This is a genomic window from Treponema sp. Marseille-Q4130 (assembly GCF_014334325.1).
Taxonomy (GTDB): domain Bacteria; phylum Spirochaetota; class Spirochaetia; order Treponematales; family Treponemataceae; genus Treponema_D.
The window spans coordinates 1-22,674 of sequence record NZ_JACSET010000004.1 but is presented as its reverse complement, the minus strand read 5'-3'; the positions used below and the strand labels follow the sequence as shown (position 1 = coordinate 22,674).

Genomic DNA, 22,674 nt, shown 5'->3' with positions numbered 1-22,674 from the left:
AATCTAATGCGTGAGTTGAAGCGTGAAAAATTTTGGTGTAAAATATTACGTAAACGTTTACGTAATGTCGCAGTTGAACGGATCAATGCGGTTATTCTCTTGTCCCCGCTTTAAAAAGCGGGCGGACGGAGCAAAAAATGGCTGAAAAGAAAAACTCCATCGTTGAAATCGCAAAGCGGACAAATGTTTCGATCGCTACCGTATCCCGCGTCATCAATCGCGCCGAAGGATACAGCGAAAAGACAAAACAAAAAGTTTTAAAAGCCATACGAGAATCCGGTTATTCCCCTAACCTCAACGCCGTTTCGCTTCGCACGCGCAAAAGTATGTGTATCGGCGTCATCGTGCCGGACATAACGAACGAATATTTTGCACGTCTCATCCGCGAATTGGATGATTTTTTCGTTACGCAAAAATATACGCTGCTTATCTGCGATACGAACGAAGACGAAAAAAAAGAACAAACGCAATTGCGAAATTTGATTTCGAGGAACGTCGATGCGATCATCTATATTTCGGGGCAAGACCGTATTCCGAAAATAAATGCATCTTCGTGTCCGTTCATCGTATACATAGACCGCTGTCCGAAAAATGCGTCCGTCTTAGTGCAATCGGATAACGTAAGCGGCGGCTACCTTGCAACGAAAGAGCTTTTGGATAAAGGCTGTAAAAAAATTCTTTTTGCACGCGACAGGAGGGACGTTTCGATCGTTGTCGAACGGAGGGAGGGCTATTTAAAAGCGCTCGGCGAATACGGCGTTCCGTATGTACCAACGATGGAACTGCATACATCTCCCGAATACGAAGCGGCGCGCAGGTCGCTGAAAAAACGACTTTCGGCAAAAGCACTCGACTTCGACGGCATCTTTTGCTCGACCGATATGATAGCACTCGGCTGCGTCAACGCATTGCAGGAAACCGGCTATCGTGTTCCCGACGACGTAAAGATCGTCGGCTTCGACAACGTTTCCCTCAGCAAATTCTGCAACCCGCCGATAACGACGATAACGCAGGATTCGCACGCGATCGCATACACGGCAGGCGCGCTTATCATAGATAAGCTGCACCGTAAATTTATTAAAAATACGCATATATTGATTCCCGTCACGCTGGAAAGACGGAAGACGACATAGCGCATTTTGCCGCCGCACACTAGGAGGACGTATGAGAAATTATACAGGACGGACAACATGGAAACGCTAGTTCAAATCGAGCACGTTACAAAAATTTTTCCGGGTGTCAAAGCGCTGAGCGATATAACTTTTGACATCCGTGCCGGTGAAGTACACGTTCTGCTCGGAGAAAACGGCGCGGGTAAATCGACGCTCATGAAAATATTGAGCGGAGTATTTCAGCCGACGAGCGGCAAAATCGATATCGACGGAAAATCCTATGAAAAGCTGACGCCGAAAGAGTCGCAGGATTTGGGAATCAGCATCATCTATCAGGAACTGAGTCTTATAGGCGAGCTTTCCATTATGGAAAATATGTTCGTCGGAAAGCTTCCTACGATAAAAAAATTCGGCGTACCGGTCGTCGATTACGAACTCATGCTCAAAAAAGCTTCCGAAGCGCTTGCGACGGTCGGGTTAAACCGAAGCCCGAAAGAATATGTTGAAAATTTAAGCATATCGGAAAAACAGCAGTGCGAAATCGCAAAAGCGATCGTCGCCGATTCCCGCGTCATCATCATGGACGAGCCGACGACATCGCTGACATTATCCGAAACGGCAAAACTTTTCGACATCGTCCGCAATTTGAAAAAACAAGGCAAAGGCATCGTCTACATCTCTCACAAGATGGAAGAAATCAAACAGATCGGCGACCGCGTTACGGTTTTAAAAGACGGAAAATCGGTCGGTACGCGCAGCGTCGAAGACGTTACCGTCGACGATCTTATTAAAATGATGGTCGGCAAGGAAATATACGGCACATACTTGGATAAAAGCAGTGCGGATTTATCGAAAGAGCCGGTAGTCTTTGAAGCGCGTCACATTTCGCGGAAAGACAAAAAAGCGGACGATGTGTCGTTTCAAGTTCACAAAAAAGAAATACTCGGTTTTTTCGGTCTCATCGGTTCGGGCAGAAGCGAATTGATGAATGCGATTTTCGGAGCGGATAAGCGCGAATCGGGGGAAATTTTTATCAACGGAAAAGAGGTTTCGATCCGAACTCCTTACGACTCGATAAAAAACGGGCTTGCAATGGTTACGGAAAACAGACGGGAAACGGGTTTTATGCACAACTTCGACATAAAACAAAATATTTCCATCGTGCCGTTTATAAAGACGTCGGAACTGCGCGGGCTCTGGGGCTTAATCGATTTGAAACGCGAACTTGACGATGCGGCCGTGCAAAAAGAAAAGCTTTCGATAAAATGCAGCAGCATACACGAAAACATCACCGAGCTTTCAGGCGGCAATCAGCAAAAAGTTATTCTGGGAAAATGGATGGCCGCCGATTCGAAAGCGCTCATATTCGACGAGCCGACAAAGGGTATCGACGTCGGGAGCAAAAGCGAAATCTATATCCTCATGCGCCGGCTTGCCGAAGAAGGCAAAGGCGTCATCATGGTTTCTTCGGATTTGACGGAGCTGCTTTCCGTGTGCGACCGGATCTGCGTGTTCCGCGGCGGGAAAATACGAAAAGAGTTTACAAACAAAGACGCGACGCAGGAAAATATCATGAAGGTCGCGACGGGCGAATAATACAAGGTGCATAAGGGAGCATACAATATGAAAGACAATACGAAAAACGAAAAGTCTTTGCAGCATTTTAAAATGCTGTGGCAGCGGTACGGCACGATCGGAATATTTTTGCTTTTGATTATAATCCTGACGATTATAAAACCGAGCGCAGTATTTACTCCGTCGAGCATCGTACAGATTTTGCGGCAAAGCGCGGTAAACATATTATTAAGTCTCGGAGAATTTTTTGCGATTTTGATTGCGGGCATCGATCTGTCGGTCGGCGCAGTTGCCGGATTGACAGGCATGATCGCGGCAAAACTCATGGTCGCAGGGATACCCGTAGGAGCGGCGATCTTCGTGTGCATACTTGCAGGGACTGCGATCGGATGGATCAACGGTACACTCGTCAATAAAACGGGGCTGCATCCGTTTATCATCACGCTCGGCACTCAATCGATCTTTTTCGGCATCATGCTCGTCGTATCGAATTCGAGAAACGTGTTCGGCTTTCCGGCTTCTTTCAGTACGCTGATGAATGCGAGTCTTCTCTTTGTACCGGTACCGGTCGTCATCGCGCTCGTCGTCGCGCTCTTTTGCTGGTTTTTTACCACAAAGACGAAAGCCGGCAGAAATATTTACGCGCTCGGCGGCGACATACAGAGCGCATGGTTTTCAGGCGTCAACGTCGATCTGCACCGTCTCATCGTATTTATGATTTCCGGTACCTGCTCCGGCATTGCGGGTATCGTACTGCTCGGAAGGCTCGGCGCTGCAGCTCCGACGGCCGGAACGGGATACGAAACCTACGCGATCGCCGCTGCAATTATCGGCGGAACGAGTTTTTTCGGCGGCAAGGGAAAAGTGCTCGGCGTCGTAATCGGCGGTTTGATCATCGGCGTGATCAATTACGGAATGACCGCGCTGACGATTCCGAGCAGCTATCAAAAAATCGTCATGGGTATGCTGATCATCATCGCGGTGACGATAGATCATTTTGTCGGCTCGAAAAACAACCGATAGACCGTAAAGCGGACGGAAAGCACGGCTGTAAAAATATAAAGAAAACCGGCAGCGTACAATTTTTATTCGATGTTTTTATTGGAGGAAATATGAAAGTCTTATTCAATCCGTCGCTCATGTGTATGAATCTCATGGAATTGAAAGCGCAGCTTGAAATCATCAACGAAAAAGCTGATTTGGTTCATGTCGATATCATGGACGGACACTATGTAAAAAATATTACGCTCTCGCCGTTTTTCGTGGAATCGATCCGTGCTGCGTGCAAACTGCCGATCGACTGTCATCTCATGGTGACGAACCCCGAAGACTTCGTCGCCGCTCTTGCAAAAGCCGGAGCCGACTACATCGTGCCGCATGCGGAAACCATTAACGCCCAAGCGTTTCGGATCATCGACATGATTCATTCGCATAAGTGCAAGGCGGGCGTTGCGATCAATCCCGCGACTCCCGTTTCCGTACTGCTGCCCTACATTCATCGGCTCGATAAAATCACGGTGATGAGCGTCGATCCGGGATTTGCCGGACAGCCGTTTATTCCTGAAGTGCTTCCCAAAATAACGGAGCTTAAAAATTTAAAAGCCGAAAAAGGATATTCGTATCTCATAGAAGTGGACGGTTCGTGCAATTCGAAAACTTTTAAACGGCTGTACGACGCGGGTGCGGAAGTATACATCGTCGGCTCATCGGGGCTTTTCAACAACGATCCCGATTTGGCAAAAGCGTGGGATATCATGACGGATGCTTTTTATAAAGAGACGGGGTGCAAAGCGTAAATGGATACGGTCATCGGCATCGATATAGGCGGAACGAATTTACGGATCGGGTACGTCGATGAAGCGGGAACGATTTTCGGATTCGAAAAAAAATTCATCGGTGCGGTCGTAAAAGAAGATATCGTTTCCGACTTGGAACAAAAAATCGCCGCATATATACGGCAGCACGATTTGCAAAAAAGCTGCCGCGCCGTCGCGATCGGCGTGCCGTCTTCGGTCAGCAAAAACAAAAGCTTTATCTATTCGACGCCGAATTTACCGGGCTTAAACAATATCGATTTGGGCGGGATTCTGCACGAGCGTTTACGGCTTCCCGTGTTTATCGACAGGGATGTAAATTACCTCTTGAACAACGACATCCGGGAATACAAGCTCGATGAAGCAAAAGAAAAAAATATTATCGGTATCTATGTCGGAACCGGTATCGGAAACGCGCTGTATATCAACGGCGGATTTTACACGGGGAAAAACGGCGTCGCGGGAGAATTGGGACATATTCCGATGCTCGGATCACAGGCCGTCTGCGGCTGCGGAAATATCGGCTGTTCGGAAACGGTCGCATCGGGACGATACCTTGAAAAAATGTGCAAAGAGAATTTCCCCGAAATCGATATAAAAGAAATTTTTGTTAAGAAGTGCGATCACCCTCTCGTGCAGGATTTTTTAAAAACACTTGCATATGTCATCGCAACGGAAATCAATATCATCGATCCCGATTACGTGATCCTTTCAGGCGGTGTGCTTGCGATGCGGGGGTTTCCGACGGAAACGCTTATGACCTTTATGCGCCGGCATATACGTTCTCCGTATCCGCATGACAATATCGAATTTATTTACCCTGAGCATACGCAGGAAAGTGGCGTAAGAGGAGGCGCGCTGCTTGCGTTTGAAAAATTAAAGAGTAATTTAAAGTTCGTGTGAACTTTAAAAATATAAAATGTGATATACGGCAACGTCGGGGAATATCGCCGCTGCCGTGTATCTCGAAATGCAGTTAGGAGGTTATATGAAAAAATTAACGGCTTTTTTTGCGGCGGCTCTGATCGCCGTGTCGTTTGCGGCCGCAAACGGCTCGAACGAAAATCAGGAACGCGCCGATTACGCGGTTATCCTTAAAACGCAAGCGAGCGACTTTTGGGTAAAGATGTGGAAGGGCGTGGAAGCCGAATCCGCAAAGCTCGGCATAAAAGTCGATCTGTATTCGGCGCAGTCGGAAGACGATCTGGAAGGTCAGCTTTCGATCCTCGAACAGTGCATCAACCGCGGATACAAAGGTATCGGCATAGCTCCGCTTTCCGGCGTAAACGTATTGTCAGGCATCGGCAAAGCGACGGCAAAGGGGATCACGATCGTAAACATCGACGAAATGTTCAATGAAAAAGAACTCGCCAACAACAAAGGCGCCTGTGTCGCATACGTCGCAACGGACAACGTCGCGGTCGGAAAAAAAGGCGCGGAATATATCGTCAAAAACGTTCCTGCCGGAGCGAAAGTGCTGATCATCGAAGGCAAATCGGGAAACCAATCGAGCGAAGACAGAAAGAACGGCGCACGCGCGGCGTTTACCGCAGGCAAATTGAATATCGTGGGAAGCCAGGCGGCCGATTGGGATCGCCAGACGGCGCTCGATGTCGCAACGACGTACATTCAGCAAAACCCCGACCTCGCCGGTATCTACGCGTGCAACGACGGTATGGCGCTCGGCGTCGTGCAGGCAGTCATAAACGCAAATAAGCTCGGCAAAATCATGGTCGTCGGAACGGACGGCGACAGCGAAGCCGTGCGTTCGGTTGCAAACGGACAGCTGAGTGCGACCGTCGCTCAAGACTCGGCTCAGATCGGCGCGACGAGTTTTAATCTGCTCGTAAAAGCGGTACAAAACGGTACGAAAGGCGTCGTCGGCAAAATCCCTGCGAAAACGCCCGTCGAATCGGTTTTGATTACGAAAGATAATGTCAAATCGTTTTTAAAATAAATCGTCCGGCATTTTGCTGAATAATCAAGGCGTCACGGTATTTTAAACCGTACCGAGAGCCTGTCCGACAAAGTGCGGGCAGGCTCTTGTTGTAAGCCGGAAACACAGCCTGATTTCCGATACCGTTTCCGAAGTCATTGCGGTGAACGGTATGATTTGTCGATTGTATGAGAGATATAGATTCGCTATAATAAAACAATTACCGGGAGGATGCGTATATGAAAGTCGGTTTCGGATGCGATCACACGGCGATCGAATTGAAACGTATTTTAATGGAACACCTGCAAAAGCGAGGATTCGAATGTGTCGATTACGGCGCGTCCGATCCGAATGTGAGAGTGAATTATCCCGACTTCGGTTTGAAAGTTGCCGAAGCGATAAAATCGAATGAAGTCGAAAAAGGCGTGCTCATCTGCGGAACAGGCGTCGGTATTTCGCTTGCAGCAAACAAAGTGCCGGGCATCAGAGCGGCGGTGTGCAGCGAACCGTACACGGCAAAGCTCACCGTCGAGCACAACGACGCGAATATCATCGCGATGGGCGCGCGTGTCGTCGGGTCGGAATTGGCAAAGATGATCGTCGACTCTTTTTTCGATGCGAAGTTCGAAGGCGGCCGGCACGCCGAGCGCGTGCGGATGATTTCGGACATAGAAAAAAAATACTGCAAATAACGCGAATACACGATTTATAAGAATGGAATACCGTCTTGCCGTCGAAATCGGCGGAACGAAGCAGCAGATCGCCGTCGGAAGCGAAGAAGGCGATATCATCGACAAGCGTTCCGTAAAACTCGAAATGAAGCGCGGTTCAGCCGACATTCTCGATTGGCTTACGTCGAACGTATCGACTATGCTCGAAAGCGCCGAATGCAGCATTAATAAAATTTGTGTAGGCTTCGGCGGTCCCTTCGATACCGTAAACGGTCGTGCGATTTGTTCCATACAGGTTCCCGGCTGGGATGATTTTTCGATAACGCAATGGTTTTGCGATACCTTTCACAAAGAAACGCTCGTCCTGAACGACACTGCTGCCGGAGGCATGGCCGAATTGTACAAAGGCGCAGGTGCGGGTTCCCCTTGCTTTTTTTATACGAATATAGGCACCGGTATCGGCGGCAGTTTATTTATTCATAAAAAATTTTTTAACGGTACGGGCAGGGGCGCTTTTTATCTCGGCAACACGTGGGTTCCCGATTGGACGGCCGACCGCACAGGCGGCAATACGGGAACCCACAGTTCTGCCGGCAAAAGTATCCGGCTCGAAAAAATCTGTTCGGGGAAAAGCATCGAAGAGAGGCTGAACCGTTTTGATTATGCGGCGTCATCACCTTATCTTAAAAGCTTGGGGCGTCCGCTCACCTGTTTCGATCTTGAAAACGGCGTCAACGCGGGCGATTCTTTTTGTATCCGCGAGCTCGACGCGATTGCGGATTCGTTTGCGCTCGGACTCGCGAACGTACTTGCGTGCAGCGGTGCGGATACGATCGCTATAGGCGGCGGTGTTGCAAAGATGGGCGATATACTGTTCGATAGGATCCGAGCCGCTATGCGGAAATACGAATTTATCGCAAACGCGGGCACGTATAAAATCGTTCCGAGTATATTTATGGATGATGCCGTACTCGTAGGCGCGCTTTTAAGCGTAAAATATCTGCAATATATTTGAATCACGGTACATTCAGGCGAAAAAAGCGGAAATCGATGTGTCTGTGATAGTGTTTAGAGCCATTTCGTATGTAAATAAATCCATATAAGATAAAGAAATACGAGTACACGGAAATCAATTTTTGCCTAAAAGGGGTAATAACGTTTGAGGATTCATAAGAGCGCGGAACATAATGCCGTTCAACGGCAGCTTCGATTGTGTCTCACGCTTATGTATGCGAATTATGTTAAGCGCACATTTGTGCAGCATATTGAGATTCTGCTGTATGTTCTTACTCTGCACCCTGCATCTGTCCTCATCAAAATGTACACCCAACAACCAATGCATCGTTTCTACCGACCATTCCTCTCTTGCATGATGGAGCAGCTCTTCCGCTCGTAACGCTTTACTTGAAATATAATAATGCCATTCTTCCGTTACACCTTTGCTCGTCTCAAATCGCGTATGTATCGCTCCAATACATTTAAGCGCCGGCCATGTTCTGCCGCCCGGTTGCCAGCCCACATTCCCGTTGAGCGGATAGCTTTTCTGTCTATGGCTATCGTCAACGGCTGCTTCTTTTTCTTCTTGTTTTGTTCTTCCTCTTCCGTCTCAAGTTTTGCTGCAAGATCCGGTACAACCGAAGCAACCCATTGTTTCATACACTCATTCAGTGATTCCGGCCGTATGATTGCAAGCAGGCTTAACAGCCACCAATAGCACGGTATCCGTTTGATTCCGAACGTTTCTGCTAAGAATGTTCTGACATGTTCGGTCGTTGCCTCCTCGTGGATTTTCTTTACGTTTTGCAAATCGCACAGGCTTCCCAGAATCACGATGATAACCGCATCTTGTACGCTGCAAAAATACCCGTCGTATTCCCGTTCTGTCTCCAGCACTGCAAGTGCATCTTCTAATGTTTCCCACCTCATGCGCTCATTTTACCACAGGAGCAACTTTTTAAACAGTCTTCGGGTAAAATTGATTTCCGTGATTCGCATGCACTCCCTTTGACATAATTCGTTCTTTCTTTTATGCTTATACGATATGTTCGTGTCGGTTGTTCTCGATCCGGGCGGAGTCGATACGGCTCAGTCGCTCGCTTCGGTGCTCGCTCATTACGGCTTTCGCAAAGTACAGCGCGCGTGCTGGGAAAGCGCGGATATCGGCGTCATGCAGCTTTCGCAGCTCAAGCGGGAAATCGACCGCGTGACGAATTACTATGACACGGTGCGTATGTATCAGTATCCGATGCAAGGGATGTTTTCCATAACGGAGCTCCGGCGCAAGAAGTGGCGGAGATGTCTATTAAAGGCGGACGATGCGGAAAACGAAGCCGGTGCAAATATGTCGAAAGAAAATTCCTGAAGATTGTAATTTCGGAAAACGATATTATTAATCCGGATGTCGATTGTTAATTTTTACTGTTGACGATTATCGGTTTGAAATGCGATTATTAATTTTGGAGTGTCGATATGATTGAAGATTTAAAAATGCCCGTTTCAGCTCTTCGCGAAGATATCATGAATGTTTGGGGGCGTCTTTGACGCTGCGAGTATAGATAAAAAGATCGCCGAAAAGGAAGCGCTCACCGCCGCTCTCGGCTTTTGGGACGACAGCGAAAAAGCCGGCATCGTTATGAATGAAATCAAACGCTTGAAAAACCGTGTCGAGCCGTGGCGCGCCTTATTGAAAAAACAGGACGATTTGGAAGCGATGTTGGAACTCGCCGAAGAAAGCGGCGGTGCGGATGAAGAAGCGGAAGCGCAGCAGATGTACGGCGACACCAAAGCGGAGTTCGAAAAGCTCAACATCTTGAATCTGCTTTCGGGCGAAGTCGATCCGAACGATGCCTTCCTTTCGATCCACGCGGGAGCCGGAGGAACGGAAGCGGAAGACTGGACTTTTATGCTGAGCCGTATGTATACGAGGTGGGCCGAGCGGCACGGATTTAAAATCGAAATCGTCGATCAGGAAGAAGCGGAGGGCGGACTCAAATCGATTACGATGCAGATTTCCGGCGATTACGCGTACGGCTATTTGAAGTGCGAAGCGGGAATTCACCGCCTTGTGCGCATCAGTCCTTTTGACGCGAACGCGAGAAGGCATACGTCTTTTTCGTCGGTGTACGTGTATCCCGTTCTCGACGATACGATCGAAGTGAATATCCGTCCGGAAGACCTCCGCGTGGACACATACCGCGCGGGCGGCAAGGGCGGACAGCACGTCAATAAAACCGAATCGGCCGTGCGCTTTACGCATATTCCGACGGGCATTGTCGTCGCGTGTCAGAGCGAACGCAGTCAGCTGATGAACCGCGAAATTGCGATGAATATTCTTCGTTCGCGTTTGTACGAATATTACCGCGAACAAAGAGAAAAAGAGAATTCCAAATACAGCGGCGAAAAAAAAGACATATCATGGGGCAATCAAATCCGCTCCTATGTGTTCCAGCCGTACACGATGGTCAAAGATCACCGCACGAAGTGCGAGTCGGGCAATATTCAAGCGGTTATGGACGGCGACATCGATCAATTTATGGACGCGTTCCTCATTGCCCGGTGGAAAGGTCTTCCGATGGAAGGCGGCGGAGACGATGACGAAGAAGTGTAACCGGCTGATTTCAAGTTTTCCAAAAATCGAATTCTTTCGATCGTTTCGCCGTTCAAATGCTAAAATTTTTTTGTACGGCTTTATTCATATTTTCTGTTTGATTTCGATTGCGCCCGCCGCCGATACATCCGCAGGTTTCGATTGGATCATCGGCGCTGAAAAATTTTCGCTTGCAAATAAAAAAGACCCCTCTCCGTCCGATGATGCCACCTTGCGCGCCGTTCCTTCCCTCATCCTCGAGCAGCTCGCGGAAAATCTCGAGCGGGTACCGACGGCGGAAGAGAAGCTCGACCGAAGCGAATATGCGCTTTCGAAAAGCAGAACGGATCTCTTTTTGCAGCTTTCGCGGGAAGTGCAAGTTCGGGATTCTCTCGTGCTCGGCAATCACACCGAAAAGCAGCTTGCAGGAAAACTGCGAGAGGCGGATAAAAAGATCGCAGAGTTGAAAATAAAAATCGAAGAAAATCTTATCGAAGAGGAAAAAGAACGCGAAAAAGCCGCACCCGATATGGAACGCGAGAGGCGGCGCAGAGAAAACATCGAAGCGGGCGCGGTCGTGACCGACAGAAAGTCCGATGCGGAACGCAGCGACAGAGAACGTTTCATTAGTTTATTTCGGCGCGATGCGGACGATGTGGGCGAAATCGAACGCGTGAGTTTGTATAAAGGCGATTTTTCCGCGCTCTTCGATGCGGGGGAAGATGCGAAAAAAGCGGGCTATGAAAGCCGCTCGTTCGAAAACGCCGTTGTCGCCGCAAAGATCAACGCGCTTTTAACCGGTACGATGACCTATTACGGGGATTACGTTTTCGTCAGCGTGTCGCTCATCGTGTATCCGGGCGCGAAAGTTATCGGTACCGTAAGCGATGTCGGAAGTCTTGCGGATATCCGCCGGCTTGCCGTGCGCATTGCGCGCCGCCTTACGCCTGAAATAACGAATGCTATGCCCGTGGAATTGCTTTTTACGGTCTCGCCGCCGGAAGCCGCAGGGCACATCACGATCAGCGTCGACGATATCGTGTACCGGGAAGTCCCCGACCGTCTTGTCGTACAGGCGGGCGTTCATTCGGTTTTGTTTTCGGCTCCCGGTTTTAAACAGGCGGGCACGTCCTATGCGTTCCGGGGCGCGAGAAGTTTTTCGATTTCGGCGGAACTCGTTCCGGATAATCCGTCGTCGCTTTTTATTCGCTTAAAAAAACCGATCGTCGGAACGCTCTTTGCAAACGGAACGGAAGCGGGCAAAATCGACGAAGAAAATCTTCCGATAAAATTAATAATCAACGATGAGCCGGTGCTCGGTCAGTTTATCACGGAAGACGGATCGGCCGCCCCGTTTTACATCGCGTATCGCATGCTCAAAGACAACGCTTCCCTCGCCGTACGTGCCGAACCCTTTGACAGAAGCAAATATATCGATACGAGGAGGCGCCGGTTGTACACGTCGTACAGCGTGCTCATCACATCCCTTTTGGCGACGTTTTATACCTACGGCACTTTTTATACCGAGGGCATCGCGTATTCAAAAGGCTATACGGATATCGAAAGCGCAAAAAAGTGGCAGAGTGCATCTCAAGTGTGTACGGGCATATCTATCGGATGCGGGGCATGGTGTATATATGAACTCGTGCGTTATTTTATCGCTGCGGATAAAGTGCTTCCCGCCCGCGCCCGTACCGTAAAAGACGCGCGCGATGTCGGGGAAGCCGAGTCGATTTCGATCGGAAGATAACGGAGATATTATGGCAAAGATTTCTTTTGCGCAGAGGATGCGCGATTTATTCGGAGGACGCGATAAAGACGATGAAGCGATCTTCGACGATTTAACCGATGCGCTCATCGAGGGGGATGTCGGCGCAAAGGCGGCAGTTGAAATCGCGGACGAGCTTAGAGTCGCCTGTCAAAAAAATCATGCACACGGAAAAGACGAAGTCATACACGAACTCGAAGCGATTCTTTTGCGCTGCGTCAAAGAGGTCTCTCTCGCTCCCGTTTCCGGTAAAACGAATGTGTGGATGCTGCTCGGCGTAAACGGTGTCGGAAAGACGACGACGAGCGCAAAACTTGCGAACGCGTTTAAAGATGCGGGTTCCGGCGAAGTGGTGCTTGCTTCAGCCGACACCTTCCGCGCAGCCGCGATCGAACAGCTTGCCCTGCACGGGGAAAATCTCGGCGTGCGCGTCGTAAGCCATCAGCACGGATCGGATCCCGCCGCCGTTGTCTTCGATGCGGCAGACGCCGTCCGAGCAAAGGGCGGGGGGCTCGTGCTTGCCGATACGGCGGGCAGGCTGCACAATAAAGAAAACCTCGTACGCGAGCTCGGAAAGATCGACCGTACGTGCCTTCAAAAAGCCGACGAAGATTGCTGTAAACGTATCCTCGTCGTGGATGCGACGACGGGACAAAACGCGTTCAGACAGGCGGAAGTTTTCGGAGAAGCCGTTTCCGTCGACGCGCTTGTGTTGACAAAATACGATTCGACGGCAAAAGGCGGTGTCGCAGTTTCCGTCGGCAAAGAGCTCGGCATTCCCGTCGCCTTTGTGTGTACCGGAGAAAAATACGGAGATATCGCGCCGTTCAGTGCCGAACGCTACGTAAAAGAATTTTTAGGATCGGAATAAGGTGAACCGGAGAGCTGCATTCATACTATGCTGTCTCGCGTTCGTTGTCGTACAGACGGGAACCTGCGAATCGCCTGACGCGAGCGGCACGGAAATCGATGCCCTCAACCGGTTTTCCCTCGATGCCGAAGGAAAGCTCAAAGCTTTTGCATTCGATGCGGAGCGCTTTACGCTTTCGGACACAAGCGATGAGAGCGTTACGGTAAACGCATCCGGCAAAACGGCGGTGCGGAAAACCTACGACGCTCTCATGCGCCTTGTCAAACGCGACGTATGGAAGATCGCTTCGACGGCGAAGGAAAGCGTGCGCGAAAGCACCGAAACCTTTTATTATAAAACGGAGGGCGCGTATCCCGCATCTTCGGTGACCGAAAGGGAAGGGCGCCGAGAGGAAAGGTTCTATGACGATGAGGGGAGGGTGATTTCCCGTACCGATTTTTTTGTCGATAAAGACGGCACGCAGATCCCCGATACGAAGATGACGCGGCTTTATGCGGACGGAAATAAAATTCTCGAAGAAGAAAACTCGCGCTATGAATACGCCGATGAAAAAAAATCGCAGCTTGCCGCCGTGCGCGTGCAAAAAAAAATATACGATTATGCCGCAGGCGAAAAAAATCCGAATTATTATTTTTATGAAGACGGAACGCTGCGCATAAAGACGATATACGCGCAAGACGATGCATACGTAACGACGCTCTATTTCGATGACGGCTATACCGTGATTTCGGAGTATGCCGCAGGTGAAAAGATTCGCGAAACGATAAAAAACGGAGACCGCGTACTGCGGACGAAAAAATATGATACAAAAAATTAATAATATATTTCGTTTTCGCTGGATCGCTTTCGTGTCGAGACGATTTTCGCGAGTCGACAGAGACGGACGCTCGGCGGTAACGTCCTTTTTCGCTTCTCTCGGGATCTGTTTCGGCATTATGACGCTCATCGTCGTTATGAGCGTTATGAACGGCTTTCAAATGGAATTCAAAGATGCGATCATGGAAGTTTCGTCATATCACATTCAAGTGCGCGGCGTGACGGACGATACGGAGGAGCGCTTTGCGTCGTGGTGCAAAAGCGAAAAAGATATCGTTTCGGCAACGCCCTTTTACGAAGCGCAGAGCTTTATGGCCGCTTCTTCGGGCGGACAGGCACCTGCCCTCATCCGTGCATTGCCTCGGGATATCGCGGAAAGGGACGCGGGCTTTGCACGGGAAGCGTTCATCGTTTCCGGCAGCTTTTCGATCGAAGGCGAAGACGAGATAGTGCTCGGCTCGTCCCTTGCCGATTCGCTCGGCGTGCGGACGGGAAGTGAAGTTACGCTGCTCGCGCTTTCGGGAGGAAGCGATGTTGCGCTCCTGTCGCGGGCGAGACGTTTTCGCGTTGCCGGTATTTTCTATTCGGGCTATGCCGATATAAACGCATCCTACGCATTTATCAACCTCGAATCGGGAAAAAAGAATTTCGGGCAAAGCGCCGAAAAACTATACGGCGTAAAATTGCGGCGCGAATCGTTCGACTCCCATATCATCGGAAAAATCAAGGCATCCTTTCCGGCACTTACGGCCGTATCCTGGCGGGAGTATAACCGCTCGTTTTTCGGCGCGCTTCGCGTGGAAAAAAATATGCTCATGATCCTCGTGCTGTTGATCTTTGTCGTCGTTGCGATCAATATCTACAGCGGGATGCGTCGTCTGGTTTACGAGCGGCGTCGCGAAATTTCGATTTTGGCGGCGCTCGGAGGAAAAGGCGGCGAAATCAAATCGATCTTTATCCTGCGCGGATTTTTTACCGGCTGTGCGGGAGCTGCGGGCGGCGTACTTTTCGGACTTTTGATCTGCGTCAATATCGGGGGCGTATTTTTGTTCGCGTCGGAAGCGCTGTACCGTACGCAGTATTTTTTTACGCTTTTGTTTTCACCCGAAAGCGCGGCCTTTATCCGCGAAAATCCGATGTTTATGCTTTATGCGTCCGTTCCCGCGCGTATCTTTCCGTTTGAAGTTTTTACGATCGCGCTGTTCGGTATCGCATCTCCTCTTGCTGCCTCGTACGCTGCGAGCAGGGATATTTTGAAAATGACGGTTGCGGAGGTGCTCCACGATGAGTGAAATCGTTCATATCGAAAATCTTGAAAAAACTTATGTCTCGACGGGAGAGACGCTGACCGTTTTAAAAGCGCTCGACCTTTCGGTCGAAGAAGGCAGTAAAGTCGTCATCACCGGAGAAAGCGGCTGCGGCAAAAGCACGCTGCTCAACATCATCGGCGGCATCGATTCGGCGACGTCGGGTATCGTGCGCTCGGGCGGCAGGGATATCACCGCCCTCGATGAAAACGCGCAAGCCGATTACCGCTCGCATTTTCTCGGATTCGTGTTTCAATTTCATTATCTCTTAAAGGATTTTACGGCTCTTGAAAACGTCTATCTTCCGGCATATATGGCAGGCGTTTCAAAAAAAGATGCGATAAGCCGTGCCGAGCGTTTGCTCGAAGATGTCGGGCTTCAAGACCGTCTGCACCATCTGCCTTCCGAGCTTTCGGGCGGCGAACGCCAACGGGCTGCGGTCGCGCGCGCTCTTATCAACGATCCGCATCTCATCCTCGCGGACGAACCGACGGGAAACCTCGATCCCGTGAACGCTGAGATCGTCGGAAAGCTGCTTTTTTCGATTGCGGATAAATACCGCAAAACGCTCATCATGGTAACGCACGATCAAAACTTGGCGGCGAAGGGATCGGTGCGCTATTCGATTGCCGGCGGAAAACTCGAAGCGGCGGATTGAAGTATGACGATAAAGAGTTCGCTTTTATTGGCATACCGCATCCTCTTTCCGAAAGGTGAAAGTTCGGCCGCGCGGCAGAGTCTTTCGGCCTCTCTTCTGTGCATCGGCATAAGTCTCGTACCGCTCATCGTCGTGCTCTCCGTTTCGAACGGTATGATTCAAGGGATGACGGAACGCATCATCGGTCTTTCAAGCTCTCACATCGAAGCGGCCGTCGAATCGTCTTCTCCCTTCGTTTCGGACGCAGCTTCTTTTACGCGTTTTGCGTCCCGTCTTAAAACGGTAGAAGGCGTTACGAATACCTATCCCGAAATCGACGCTTCCGCGCTCGCCTCGGGCGCTTCGTATCGGTGCGGCGTGCAAGTGCGCGCCGTCCTGCCTGAAGTCTTTACGGAAAACAAATCCTTCGCTTCTCTTTTTCGCGTCACGGACGGCGATATCGGCGATTTTAAAAGCGGAGCGAAAGCTGCCGTTGTCGGAGAAGAGACGGCAAAGCGGCTCGGCATCCGCTCGGGCGACAGATTCCGATTGATAACCGCTCAAGCGAATGCGGACGGAACGGTGCTGCCGAAAGCGGCTTTGCTTTCCGTCGCCGCCGTCGTTTCGTCGGGTTATCAAGAGCTCGATGCGGCGTGGCTCTTTGTGCCGCTCGATACGGGCTTCGATATCATCAGGGCGGGAACGGGAGCGTATTCGGTGCTTGTCGAAACCGAAAACGCGTTTTCTCCCGAACTCGTGCGCGTTCAAAGCTCGCTGCGTGATGCGTTTCCGTTCGATGCCGACTTTTACCGCTGGGATGAACTCAATCTGGACAAGTATGAAAATTTCGCTTCGACGAAAATCATGCTCGTCTTTATCATGCTGCTCATCGTGCTCGTCGCGTCGATCAATATTTCATCATCGCTCGTCATGCTCGTTGCCGAAAAGCGGCGCGAAATCGCAGTCATAAAAAGTCTCGGCGGTACCCGGCACGGCATCGCGTTCGCGTTTCTCGCTGCGGGAACGGCTGCGGGTTTCGGCGGCGTGCTCATCGGTCTTCCGATAGGGCTTGCGTGCGCGGTAAACGTAAAGAGTATCATCGTTTTTTTTGAAAAAAGCGTAAACGCTGCGGCAAAATTTTTGTATATTATAAGAGGGTACGATATTAATTCTCTTGCGCATATCGATTTGATGGATCCCGCCTATTACCTTTCGGAGATATCCGTCGTCATCCCGTTTCGCGAGACGGCAGTGATTGTCGTATCGACGGTGCTTTTGGCGCTTGCGGCTTCCGTCATTCCGGCGTACAGAGCCGGTAATGAAAAGCCGCTCGAAACATTGCGCAAAGTGTGATATAGTGAGTAGACTATGCTCTGTGATTTTTGCCGCAAACGCGAAGCGGTGTTCTTTATCGAACAGACAACGAAAACGTCTCAAAAGAAAATCCATATCTGCATGGAATGCGCCGTCAAAAACGGTCTCTCCCCGGATCCCGAACGCATTCAAAAATCGATCCGCTCGCTCTTCGACGCCGTCGCAAAAACGGAAGCAGTCGGTACGATGGAAGCGGGAAAGCTCTGCAGGGTTTGCGGTACGAGTTTTGCCGCGATAAAAAAATCCGGTAAAGCAGGCTGTCCCGAATGCTACGAAACTTTCAAATCCGAACTGCCGGCGGTGATGGCGAAGCACGGCATTACGGGCACCTATACCGGTTCGATGCCCAGACGGATCGCGACTTTCCGTTCGCGTTTGACCGACCGCATCGATTTGGAAGCGAAGCTCGAACAGTCGATACAAAACGAAGATTATGAAAAAGCGGCGATTTACCGAGATTATCTGCGCGCCCTTGAACGGGGTGCGGTCGCCGACGGATCGGACGCCGGTACAGGGGCGGAAAATGCCTAGTGCCGCAGTCCCTGCCGGCGGACCGTGGTATTCGTATACGGGAAGAGACGGGGATGTCGTTGTGTCCACCCGTGTGCGCCTTGCGCGGAATCTCGCCGATTTTTTATTTCCGTCGGCTGAAAAAAAAGACGAAGCCGAACGAGTGCAGACGCTTGTGTTCGATGCATTTTCGCATTTTGAAAATCCCGACGATTATCACCTCGTCACTACGGAGACGCTCGACGATCTCGGAAAAAAGATTTTGGAAGAGCGCGGCGTGCTCGACGGCAGCGGGGCTTCCGGTATCGTCATGAAAGGAGACGGACGCCTTTCGTGCCGCGTCAACAGTACAGACCACGTGCGCATTGCGTCTTTTGAGCCGGGTTTGAATTGTGCCCGTGCATTCGATGAGTGCCGCCTTTGCGACGACGGTATGCAAAAGACGCTGCAATTCGCCGCTTCCTATGAATTCGGCTATCTCACGTCGAGCCTTTCGGATGCGGGAAGCGGTATGAAGGTTTCGATCCGAGTCCACTTGCCGTCCCTGACGTTTTCCGGAGAAGCGGATGCCGTTCTCAACGACGTGCGTGCAAAGGGACTCGACGTGTTTGCGGTATACGGTACGGGCGACGGCTACGGCGTATCGCTCGGCTCGTATTACGATATCGCAACCGCTTCATCGCTTTCGGGCAGCGAATTCGATCAGACGGCGAGCGTTGAAAGCGCCGGTAAATATCTTGCGGAAGCCGAACGCAAGTTTCGGAAGCGATGTGCCGAAAATAAATCGACACAAGTGCGCAATATCATACTGCGCGCTTTTGCCGAAGCGAAGTTCAGCGTACTCCTTTCGCTCAAACAGAGCGTGTCGATCGTTTCCGCGGTCAAATGGGGGCTCGATTCGGGCATTTTGCAGGGGATCGACGACGGCGTTCTGTGCAGCCTGCTTTACCGCGTGCAGGACGGACACCTCGAGTTTTTGCTGAAAAACGGCAACTTTGCGTTTGAAGCGGATATCCAAAACGATACGCGTTTAAAAATCGAACGGCTGCGTGCGCTGATCGTGCAGGAAGCCTTCGAAGCCGTACAGTTTAATTTATGATTGTAATTTTTGGGGGATATGATGAACGGAATCGGATTTTCACCGCGCGCACAGCGCCTTGTCGCCGCCCTTGCTCAGGATGAAGGGCGGAAGAGCGGCGCCGATCAGCTTTTGCCGGAACACGTACTGCTTGCGCTTTTGAAAAGTGCGGAGGGGCTGGGCTATACGCTGCTCCGCTCGCTTTGCATCAATACGCTTTCGTTTCAGCGCGCTCTCGAACAGCAATTCAAATCGCATCCTGCATCCGCCGCCCTCTCGGATCTGCCTCCGAGCCGCCGATTAAAAGCGATGCTCGACATTGCAGGCATGGAGTCCCGCGCACTCGGAAACGATTATGTGGGGACGGAACACATCGTGCTTTCGGCTATCAGAGAAGAGGGCAGTGCGACGGCGCGATTTTTTGAAAACACCGACATAACGATCGAAGACGCGCGGCGCATCGTCCCCGAAATCCAAGCGCATTCTCCCTCATCGGTAAACGAAAAAGCTTCCCGCTCATTCGCGAAAACCGCGCTCGAGAATTTCTTCGGCACACCTGCGAACGCATCTCTTTCTCCGTCGGATATCGGCAGACAGCAGACGCAAAATCAGGGGCGGCAAAGCAGAGGCGAAAAGACATTCCTCTCCGAGTTCAGCCGCGACATCACAAAGATTGCGCGGGAAGAAAAAGACGATCCCGTCGTCGGGCGGAGTAAAGAGATACAGCGCATCGTGCAAGTGCTTTCGCGCCGCACGAAAAACAATCCCGTACTCATAGGAGAGCCGGGTGTCGGCAAAACGGCGATCGTCGAAGGGCTTGCGCAGCGCATCGCAAAGGGGAACGTGCCTCGCAACTTGCTGAAAAAACGCATCCTCTCCCTCGATTTGGCCGCTCTCATTGCGGGTACGAAATACCGCGGGGAATTCGAAGAGCGCATGAAAAAAATGATGAAAGAAGTTCGGGACGATAAAACCGTCATTTTATTTATCGACGAATTGCATACGATCATCGGTGCGGGCGGACCCGAAGGGACGATGGACGCATCGAATATGCTCAAGCCCGCCTTGAGCCGCGGTGAGATACAAATCATCGGCGCGACGACGACAAAAGAATACAGCCGCTATATCGAAAAGGACTCCGCGCTCGAACGCCGTTTCCAAACGGTGAAAGTCGAAGAACCGACGGACGACGACACGGTAAGCATACTCGAGGGGATAAAAAAGCGCTACGAAGATTTTCACGGCATCGTATTCGACGACGACGTGATTCCGGCGATCGTCAAATTTTCCAGACGCTATATCCCCGAGCGCTTTCTTCCCGATAAAGCGATCGACATACTCGATGAAGCGGGTGCGGCAAAAAAAATACAGGAAGAAGCGAAACCCGCAGAGCTTGCCGAAGTGGAGCGGAGCATCGAAAAGCTCGCTGCGGAAAAAAGGCGCCTCGTCGAAGAACAGGATTACGAACGTGCCGCCATCGTGCGCGACAAAGTGCTCGAACTGCGCAGAAGGCTTGACCTCTACAGCGAATATTGGCGGAACAGCAATCTGCAAAACAGAAAACACGTGAGCGAACAGGATATCTGCCGCATCATCGGAGCGATGACCGGCATCCCCGTCGAACAGCTCGATTCGTCGGAAACGAAGCGCCTCGTACACATGGAAGAAGAGATGCACAAAAGCGTTATCGGGCAGGACGAAGCGGTACACCTCATCGCAGGCGCGGTTCGAAGAAGCAGGGCGGGCGTTTCCTCTCCGAAGCATCCGCTCGGTTCGTTTATCTTTCTCGGCCCGACGGGAGTGGGAAAAACGCAGCTTGCAAAAGCGCTTGCAAAATTTTTGTTCGGCAGCGAAGAGATGCTCGTGCGGATCGATATGTCCGACTATATGGAAAAGCACAACGCGAGCCGGCTCGTCGGCGCGCCTCCGGGCTACGTCGGCTACGAAGAGGGAGGTGTGCTCACCGAAGCGGTGCGCCGACGGCCGTATTCGGTCGTCCTCCTCGACGAAATCGAAAAAGCGCATCCCGACGTATTCAATTTACTTTTGCAGCTGCTCGAAGAAGGCGAGCTCAGCGACAACCTCGGTCACACCGTAAACTTCCGGAACACCGTCATCATCATGACGAGCAACGCGGGCGCGCGGCAGATTACGAGCGGAAGCCGTGTCGGATTTTTGCCGTCGGGCGAAGGGCTTTTGTCGTACGACGATATAAAAGCGAGTGCGCTCGGGGAATTGAAAAAGATGCTGAGTCCCGAGCTTTTAAACCGCATCGACGACGTCGTCGTTTTCGGCGCGCTTACGAAAGAAGAAGTCGGACGGATACTTGACATACAGATCAAAGAACTTGCCGACAGAATGCGCGAACAAAATATTACTATTTCCGTAAAGCCTAAAGCGCGGGAGTACCTCATCGAACACGGCTACGAACCGGAATTGGGCGCGCGTCCGATGCGCCGTCTGATCCGCCGTGAAATCGAAGATCCGCTTTCCGTCGAAATCCTCTCGGGTGAAGGGGAAAAGTCGAACAGCATTTCGGTCGAATACGCAAACGGTAAACTCCGCGTCAAATTTGTTAAACCGAAACAAGTCGAAACGGTGCTTGCGAATTCCTTGACGCAAGACGGGCGGCAATAAAGCGCAGCGTTTTCGCTTGCTGTTCTATCCCTCCCGAATGCTCGGCCGGTAAATGCGAAGTGCATGCGGCCGAGTCGGGGTTTTGTACGGGACTTGCGCTAGAGAATGTGCAGGTTGCCGCTTTCAAAGTTGAGGTATGCTTTGTCGCCTGCTTGGTAGAGCTTACGGTTTTTCGGGTTGTATTCGGTGATCTTGATCATCATGCCGTTTACGTCGGCCTGATAATACTGATACGAACCCATAAACGTGGAAAGCGTTACCGTACACGGGAGCACTCCTTGGTCTGCGAGTGTCACCGATTCGGGGCGCAGTACGATTTTGCACGGGTCGCCCTTTTGAACCTTTTCGAAAGATTCCGCCGTAATATCAACGCCGCCGACATCGACGTGTATGGTTTTGAAGTCGATCGACGTTACTTTGCCGGTCAGGAAGTTTACTTCGCCGATAAAGTCCGCGACGAATTCGTCTTTCGGTTGGTAGTAGATTTCGCGCGGCGTTCCCATCTGAGCGATTTTACCTTTGTTCATGATGATGATTTGATCGGAGATGCTCATCGCTTCCGACTGGTCGTGCGTAACGTAGATCGCCGTAATGCCGACCGTCTGCTGGATGCTTCTGATTTCGGTGCGCATCGCTACACGGAGCTTTGCGTCGAGATTCGACAGCGGTTCGTCGAAAAGCAAAACGCTCGGCTGCACGACGAGTGCGCGCGCGAGGGCGACTCGCTGCTGCTGTCCGCCCGAAAGCTGATTCGTCATGCGGCCTTCGAGCCCTTCGAGTTCGACGAGCTTAAGCATGGCCATAACGCGTTCTGCTATTTCGTTCTTTGCAACCTTTCTGATTTTTAAACCGTATGCGATATTGTCGAAGACGTTGTAGTGCGGCAAAAGCGCGTAGCTTTGGAACACCATAGCCGTATCGCGCTTATTCGGCGTGAGTTCGTTGATCGCCTGATCGCCGATGTAGATTTCGCCTTTGTCGG

General features: G+C 50.9%; 22 protein-coding genes. 19 read left to right on the top strand and 3 right to left on the bottom strand.

What is annotated here, in order from left to right; genetic code table 11:
• Positions 1-137 precede the first annotated feature (137 nt).
• From H9I36_RS05300 to H9I36_RS05265, 8 genes are all read left to right on the top strand, one after another.
• Entirely contained in the window at positions 138-1,133 is a 996-nt protein-coding gene (locus H9I36_RS05300; protein WP_187384344.1) for a LacI family DNA-binding transcriptional regulator, read from the top strand.
• A 57-nt stretch (positions 1,134-1,190) separates the two neighbouring features.
• Positions 1,191-2,708, top strand: a complete 1,518-nt coding sequence (locus H9I36_RS05295; RefSeq protein WP_187384343.1) for a sugar ABC transporter ATP-binding protein — start codon at positions 1,191-1,193, stop codon at positions 2,706-2,708.
• 27 nt (positions 2,709-2,735) lie between these two features.
• A complete protein-coding gene (gene alsC / locus H9I36_RS05290; RefSeq protein WP_187384342.1) occupies positions 2,736-3,710 on the top strand; it encodes a D-allose ABC transporter permease in 975 nt (324 codons plus the stop codon).
• An 89-nt stretch (positions 3,711-3,799) separates the two neighbouring features.
• On the top strand, positions 3,800-4,483 hold the full coding sequence (gene alsE / locus H9I36_RS05285; protein WP_187384341.1) for a D-allulose 6-phosphate 3-epimerase: 684 nt from the start codon (positions 3,800-3,802) through the stop codon (positions 4,481-4,483).
• The gene (gene alsK / locus H9I36_RS05280) at positions 4,484-5,404 is read left to right on the top strand and encodes an allose kinase (RefSeq protein WP_187384340.1); all 921 of its coding nucleotides are present in this window, start codon (positions 4,484-4,486) and stop codon (positions 5,402-5,404) included.
• An 85-nt stretch (positions 5,405-5,489) separates the two neighbouring features.
• Positions 5,490-6,458, top strand: coding sequence for a D-allose transporter substrate-binding protein (alsB, locus tag H9I36_RS05275; protein ID WP_222864648.1), 969 nt, complete (start codon positions 5,490-5,492; stop codon positions 6,456-6,458).
• A gap of 218 nt (positions 6,459-6,676) precedes the next feature.
• A complete protein-coding gene (gene rpiB, locus H9I36_RS05270) occupies positions 6,677-7,129 on the top strand; it encodes a ribose 5-phosphate isomerase B (protein WP_187384338.1) in 453 nt (150 codons plus the stop codon).
• Between the two features lie 22 nt (positions 7,130-7,151).
• On the top strand, positions 7,152-8,123 hold the full coding sequence (locus H9I36_RS05265) for an ROK family protein (RefSeq protein WP_187384337.1): 972 nt from the start codon (positions 7,152-7,154) through the stop codon (positions 8,121-8,123).
• A gap of 114 nt (positions 8,124-8,237) precedes the next feature.
• On the opposite strand, the gene H9I36_RS13035 is transcribed toward H9I36_RS05265, so the two are convergent.
• The gene (locus H9I36_RS13035) at positions 8,238-8,627 is read right to left on the bottom strand and encodes an ISAs1 family transposase (protein ID WP_187384336.1); all 390 of its coding nucleotides are present in this window, start codon (positions 8,625-8,627) and stop codon (positions 8,238-8,240) included.
• Entirely contained in the window at positions 8,540-9,034 is a 495-nt protein-coding gene (locus tag H9I36_RS05255; protein WP_187384335.1) for a hypothetical protein, read from the bottom strand. The genes H9I36_RS13035 and H9I36_RS05255 overlap by 88 nt, the downstream gene beginning before the upstream one ends.
• 115 nt (positions 9,035-9,149) lie before the next feature.
• On the opposite strand from H9I36_RS05255, the gene H9I36_RS05250 reads away from it, so the two are divergent.
• The 11 genes from H9I36_RS05250 to H9I36_RS05200 all read left to right on the top strand — a co-directional run bounded on the left by H9I36_RS05250 (position 9,150) and on the right by H9I36_RS05200 (position 21,692).
• On the top strand, positions 9,150-9,470 hold the full coding sequence (locus H9I36_RS05250) for a CRISPR-associated endonuclease Cas2 (protein ID WP_187384334.1): 321 nt from the start codon (positions 9,150-9,152) through the stop codon (positions 9,468-9,470).
• 107 nt (positions 9,471-9,577) lie between these two features.
• Positions 9,578-10,715, top strand: a protein-coding gene (gene prfB / locus H9I36_RS05245; protein ID WP_187384333.1) for a peptide chain release factor 2 whose coding sequence is annotated in 2 segments (ribosomal slippage) — positions 9,578-9,646 and positions 9,648-10,715 — 1,137 coding nt in all. Because the reading frame shifts where the segments join, the coding sequence is not laid out codon by codon here.
• 97 nt (positions 10,716-10,812) lie between these two features.
• A complete protein-coding gene (locus H9I36_RS05240) occupies positions 10,813-12,444 on the top strand; it encodes a hypothetical protein (protein ID WP_187384332.1) in 1,632 nt (543 codons plus the stop codon).
• A 10-nt stretch (positions 12,445-12,454) separates the two neighbouring features.
• The gene (gene ftsY / locus H9I36_RS05235) at positions 12,455-13,333 is read left to right on the top strand and encodes a signal recognition particle-docking protein FtsY (protein WP_187384331.1); all 879 of its coding nucleotides are present in this window, start codon (positions 12,455-12,457) and stop codon (positions 13,331-13,333) included.
• A 1-nt stretch (position 13,334) separates the two neighbouring features.
• Complete coding sequence (locus H9I36_RS05230; protein WP_187384330.1) at positions 13,335-14,150, top strand: hypothetical protein; 816 nt, start codon at positions 13,335-13,337, stop codon at positions 14,148-14,150.
• A gap of 31 nt (positions 14,151-14,181) precedes the next feature.
• Positions 14,182-15,441, top strand: a complete 1,260-nt coding sequence (locus tag H9I36_RS05225) for an ABC transporter permease (RefSeq protein ID WP_370586949.1) — start codon at positions 14,182-14,184, stop codon at positions 15,439-15,441.
• Positions 15,434-16,114 (top strand): ABC transporter ATP-binding protein, encoded by a 681-nt coding sequence (locus H9I36_RS05220; protein WP_187384328.1) that lies wholly within the window; start codon positions 15,434-15,436, stop codon positions 16,112-16,114. The genes H9I36_RS05225 and H9I36_RS05220 overlap by 8 nt, the downstream gene beginning before the upstream one ends.
• Before the next feature lie 3 nt (positions 16,115-16,117).
• The gene (locus H9I36_RS05215) at positions 16,118-17,446 is read left to right on the top strand and encodes an ABC transporter permease (RefSeq protein ID WP_187384327.1); all 1,329 of its coding nucleotides are present in this window, start codon (positions 16,118-16,120) and stop codon (positions 17,444-17,446) included.
• Positions 17,447-17,461: 15 nt separating this feature from the next.
• On the top strand, positions 17,462-17,998 hold the full coding sequence (locus tag H9I36_RS05210; protein WP_187384326.1) for a UvrB/UvrC motif-containing protein: 537 nt from the start codon (positions 17,462-17,464) through the stop codon (positions 17,996-17,998).
• The gene (locus tag H9I36_RS05205; RefSeq protein WP_187384325.1) at positions 17,991-19,076 is read left to right on the top strand and encodes a hypothetical protein; all 1,086 of its coding nucleotides are present in this window, start codon (positions 17,991-17,993) and stop codon (positions 19,074-19,076) included. The genes H9I36_RS05210 and H9I36_RS05205 overlap by 8 nt, the downstream gene beginning before the upstream one ends.
• Positions 19,077-19,097: 21 nt before the next feature.
• Positions 19,098-21,692, top strand: a complete 2,595-nt coding sequence (locus tag H9I36_RS05200) for an ATP-dependent Clp protease ATP-binding subunit (RefSeq protein WP_187384324.1) — start codon at positions 19,098-19,100, stop codon at positions 21,690-21,692.
• Positions 21,693-21,790: 98 nt separating this feature from the next.
• Here the strand turns inward: H9I36_RS05200 and H9I36_RS05195 are convergent.
• A partial coding sequence (locus H9I36_RS05195; RefSeq protein WP_187384323.1) for an ABC transporter ATP-binding protein occupies positions 21,791-22,674 on the bottom strand: 884 nt, incomplete at its 5' end.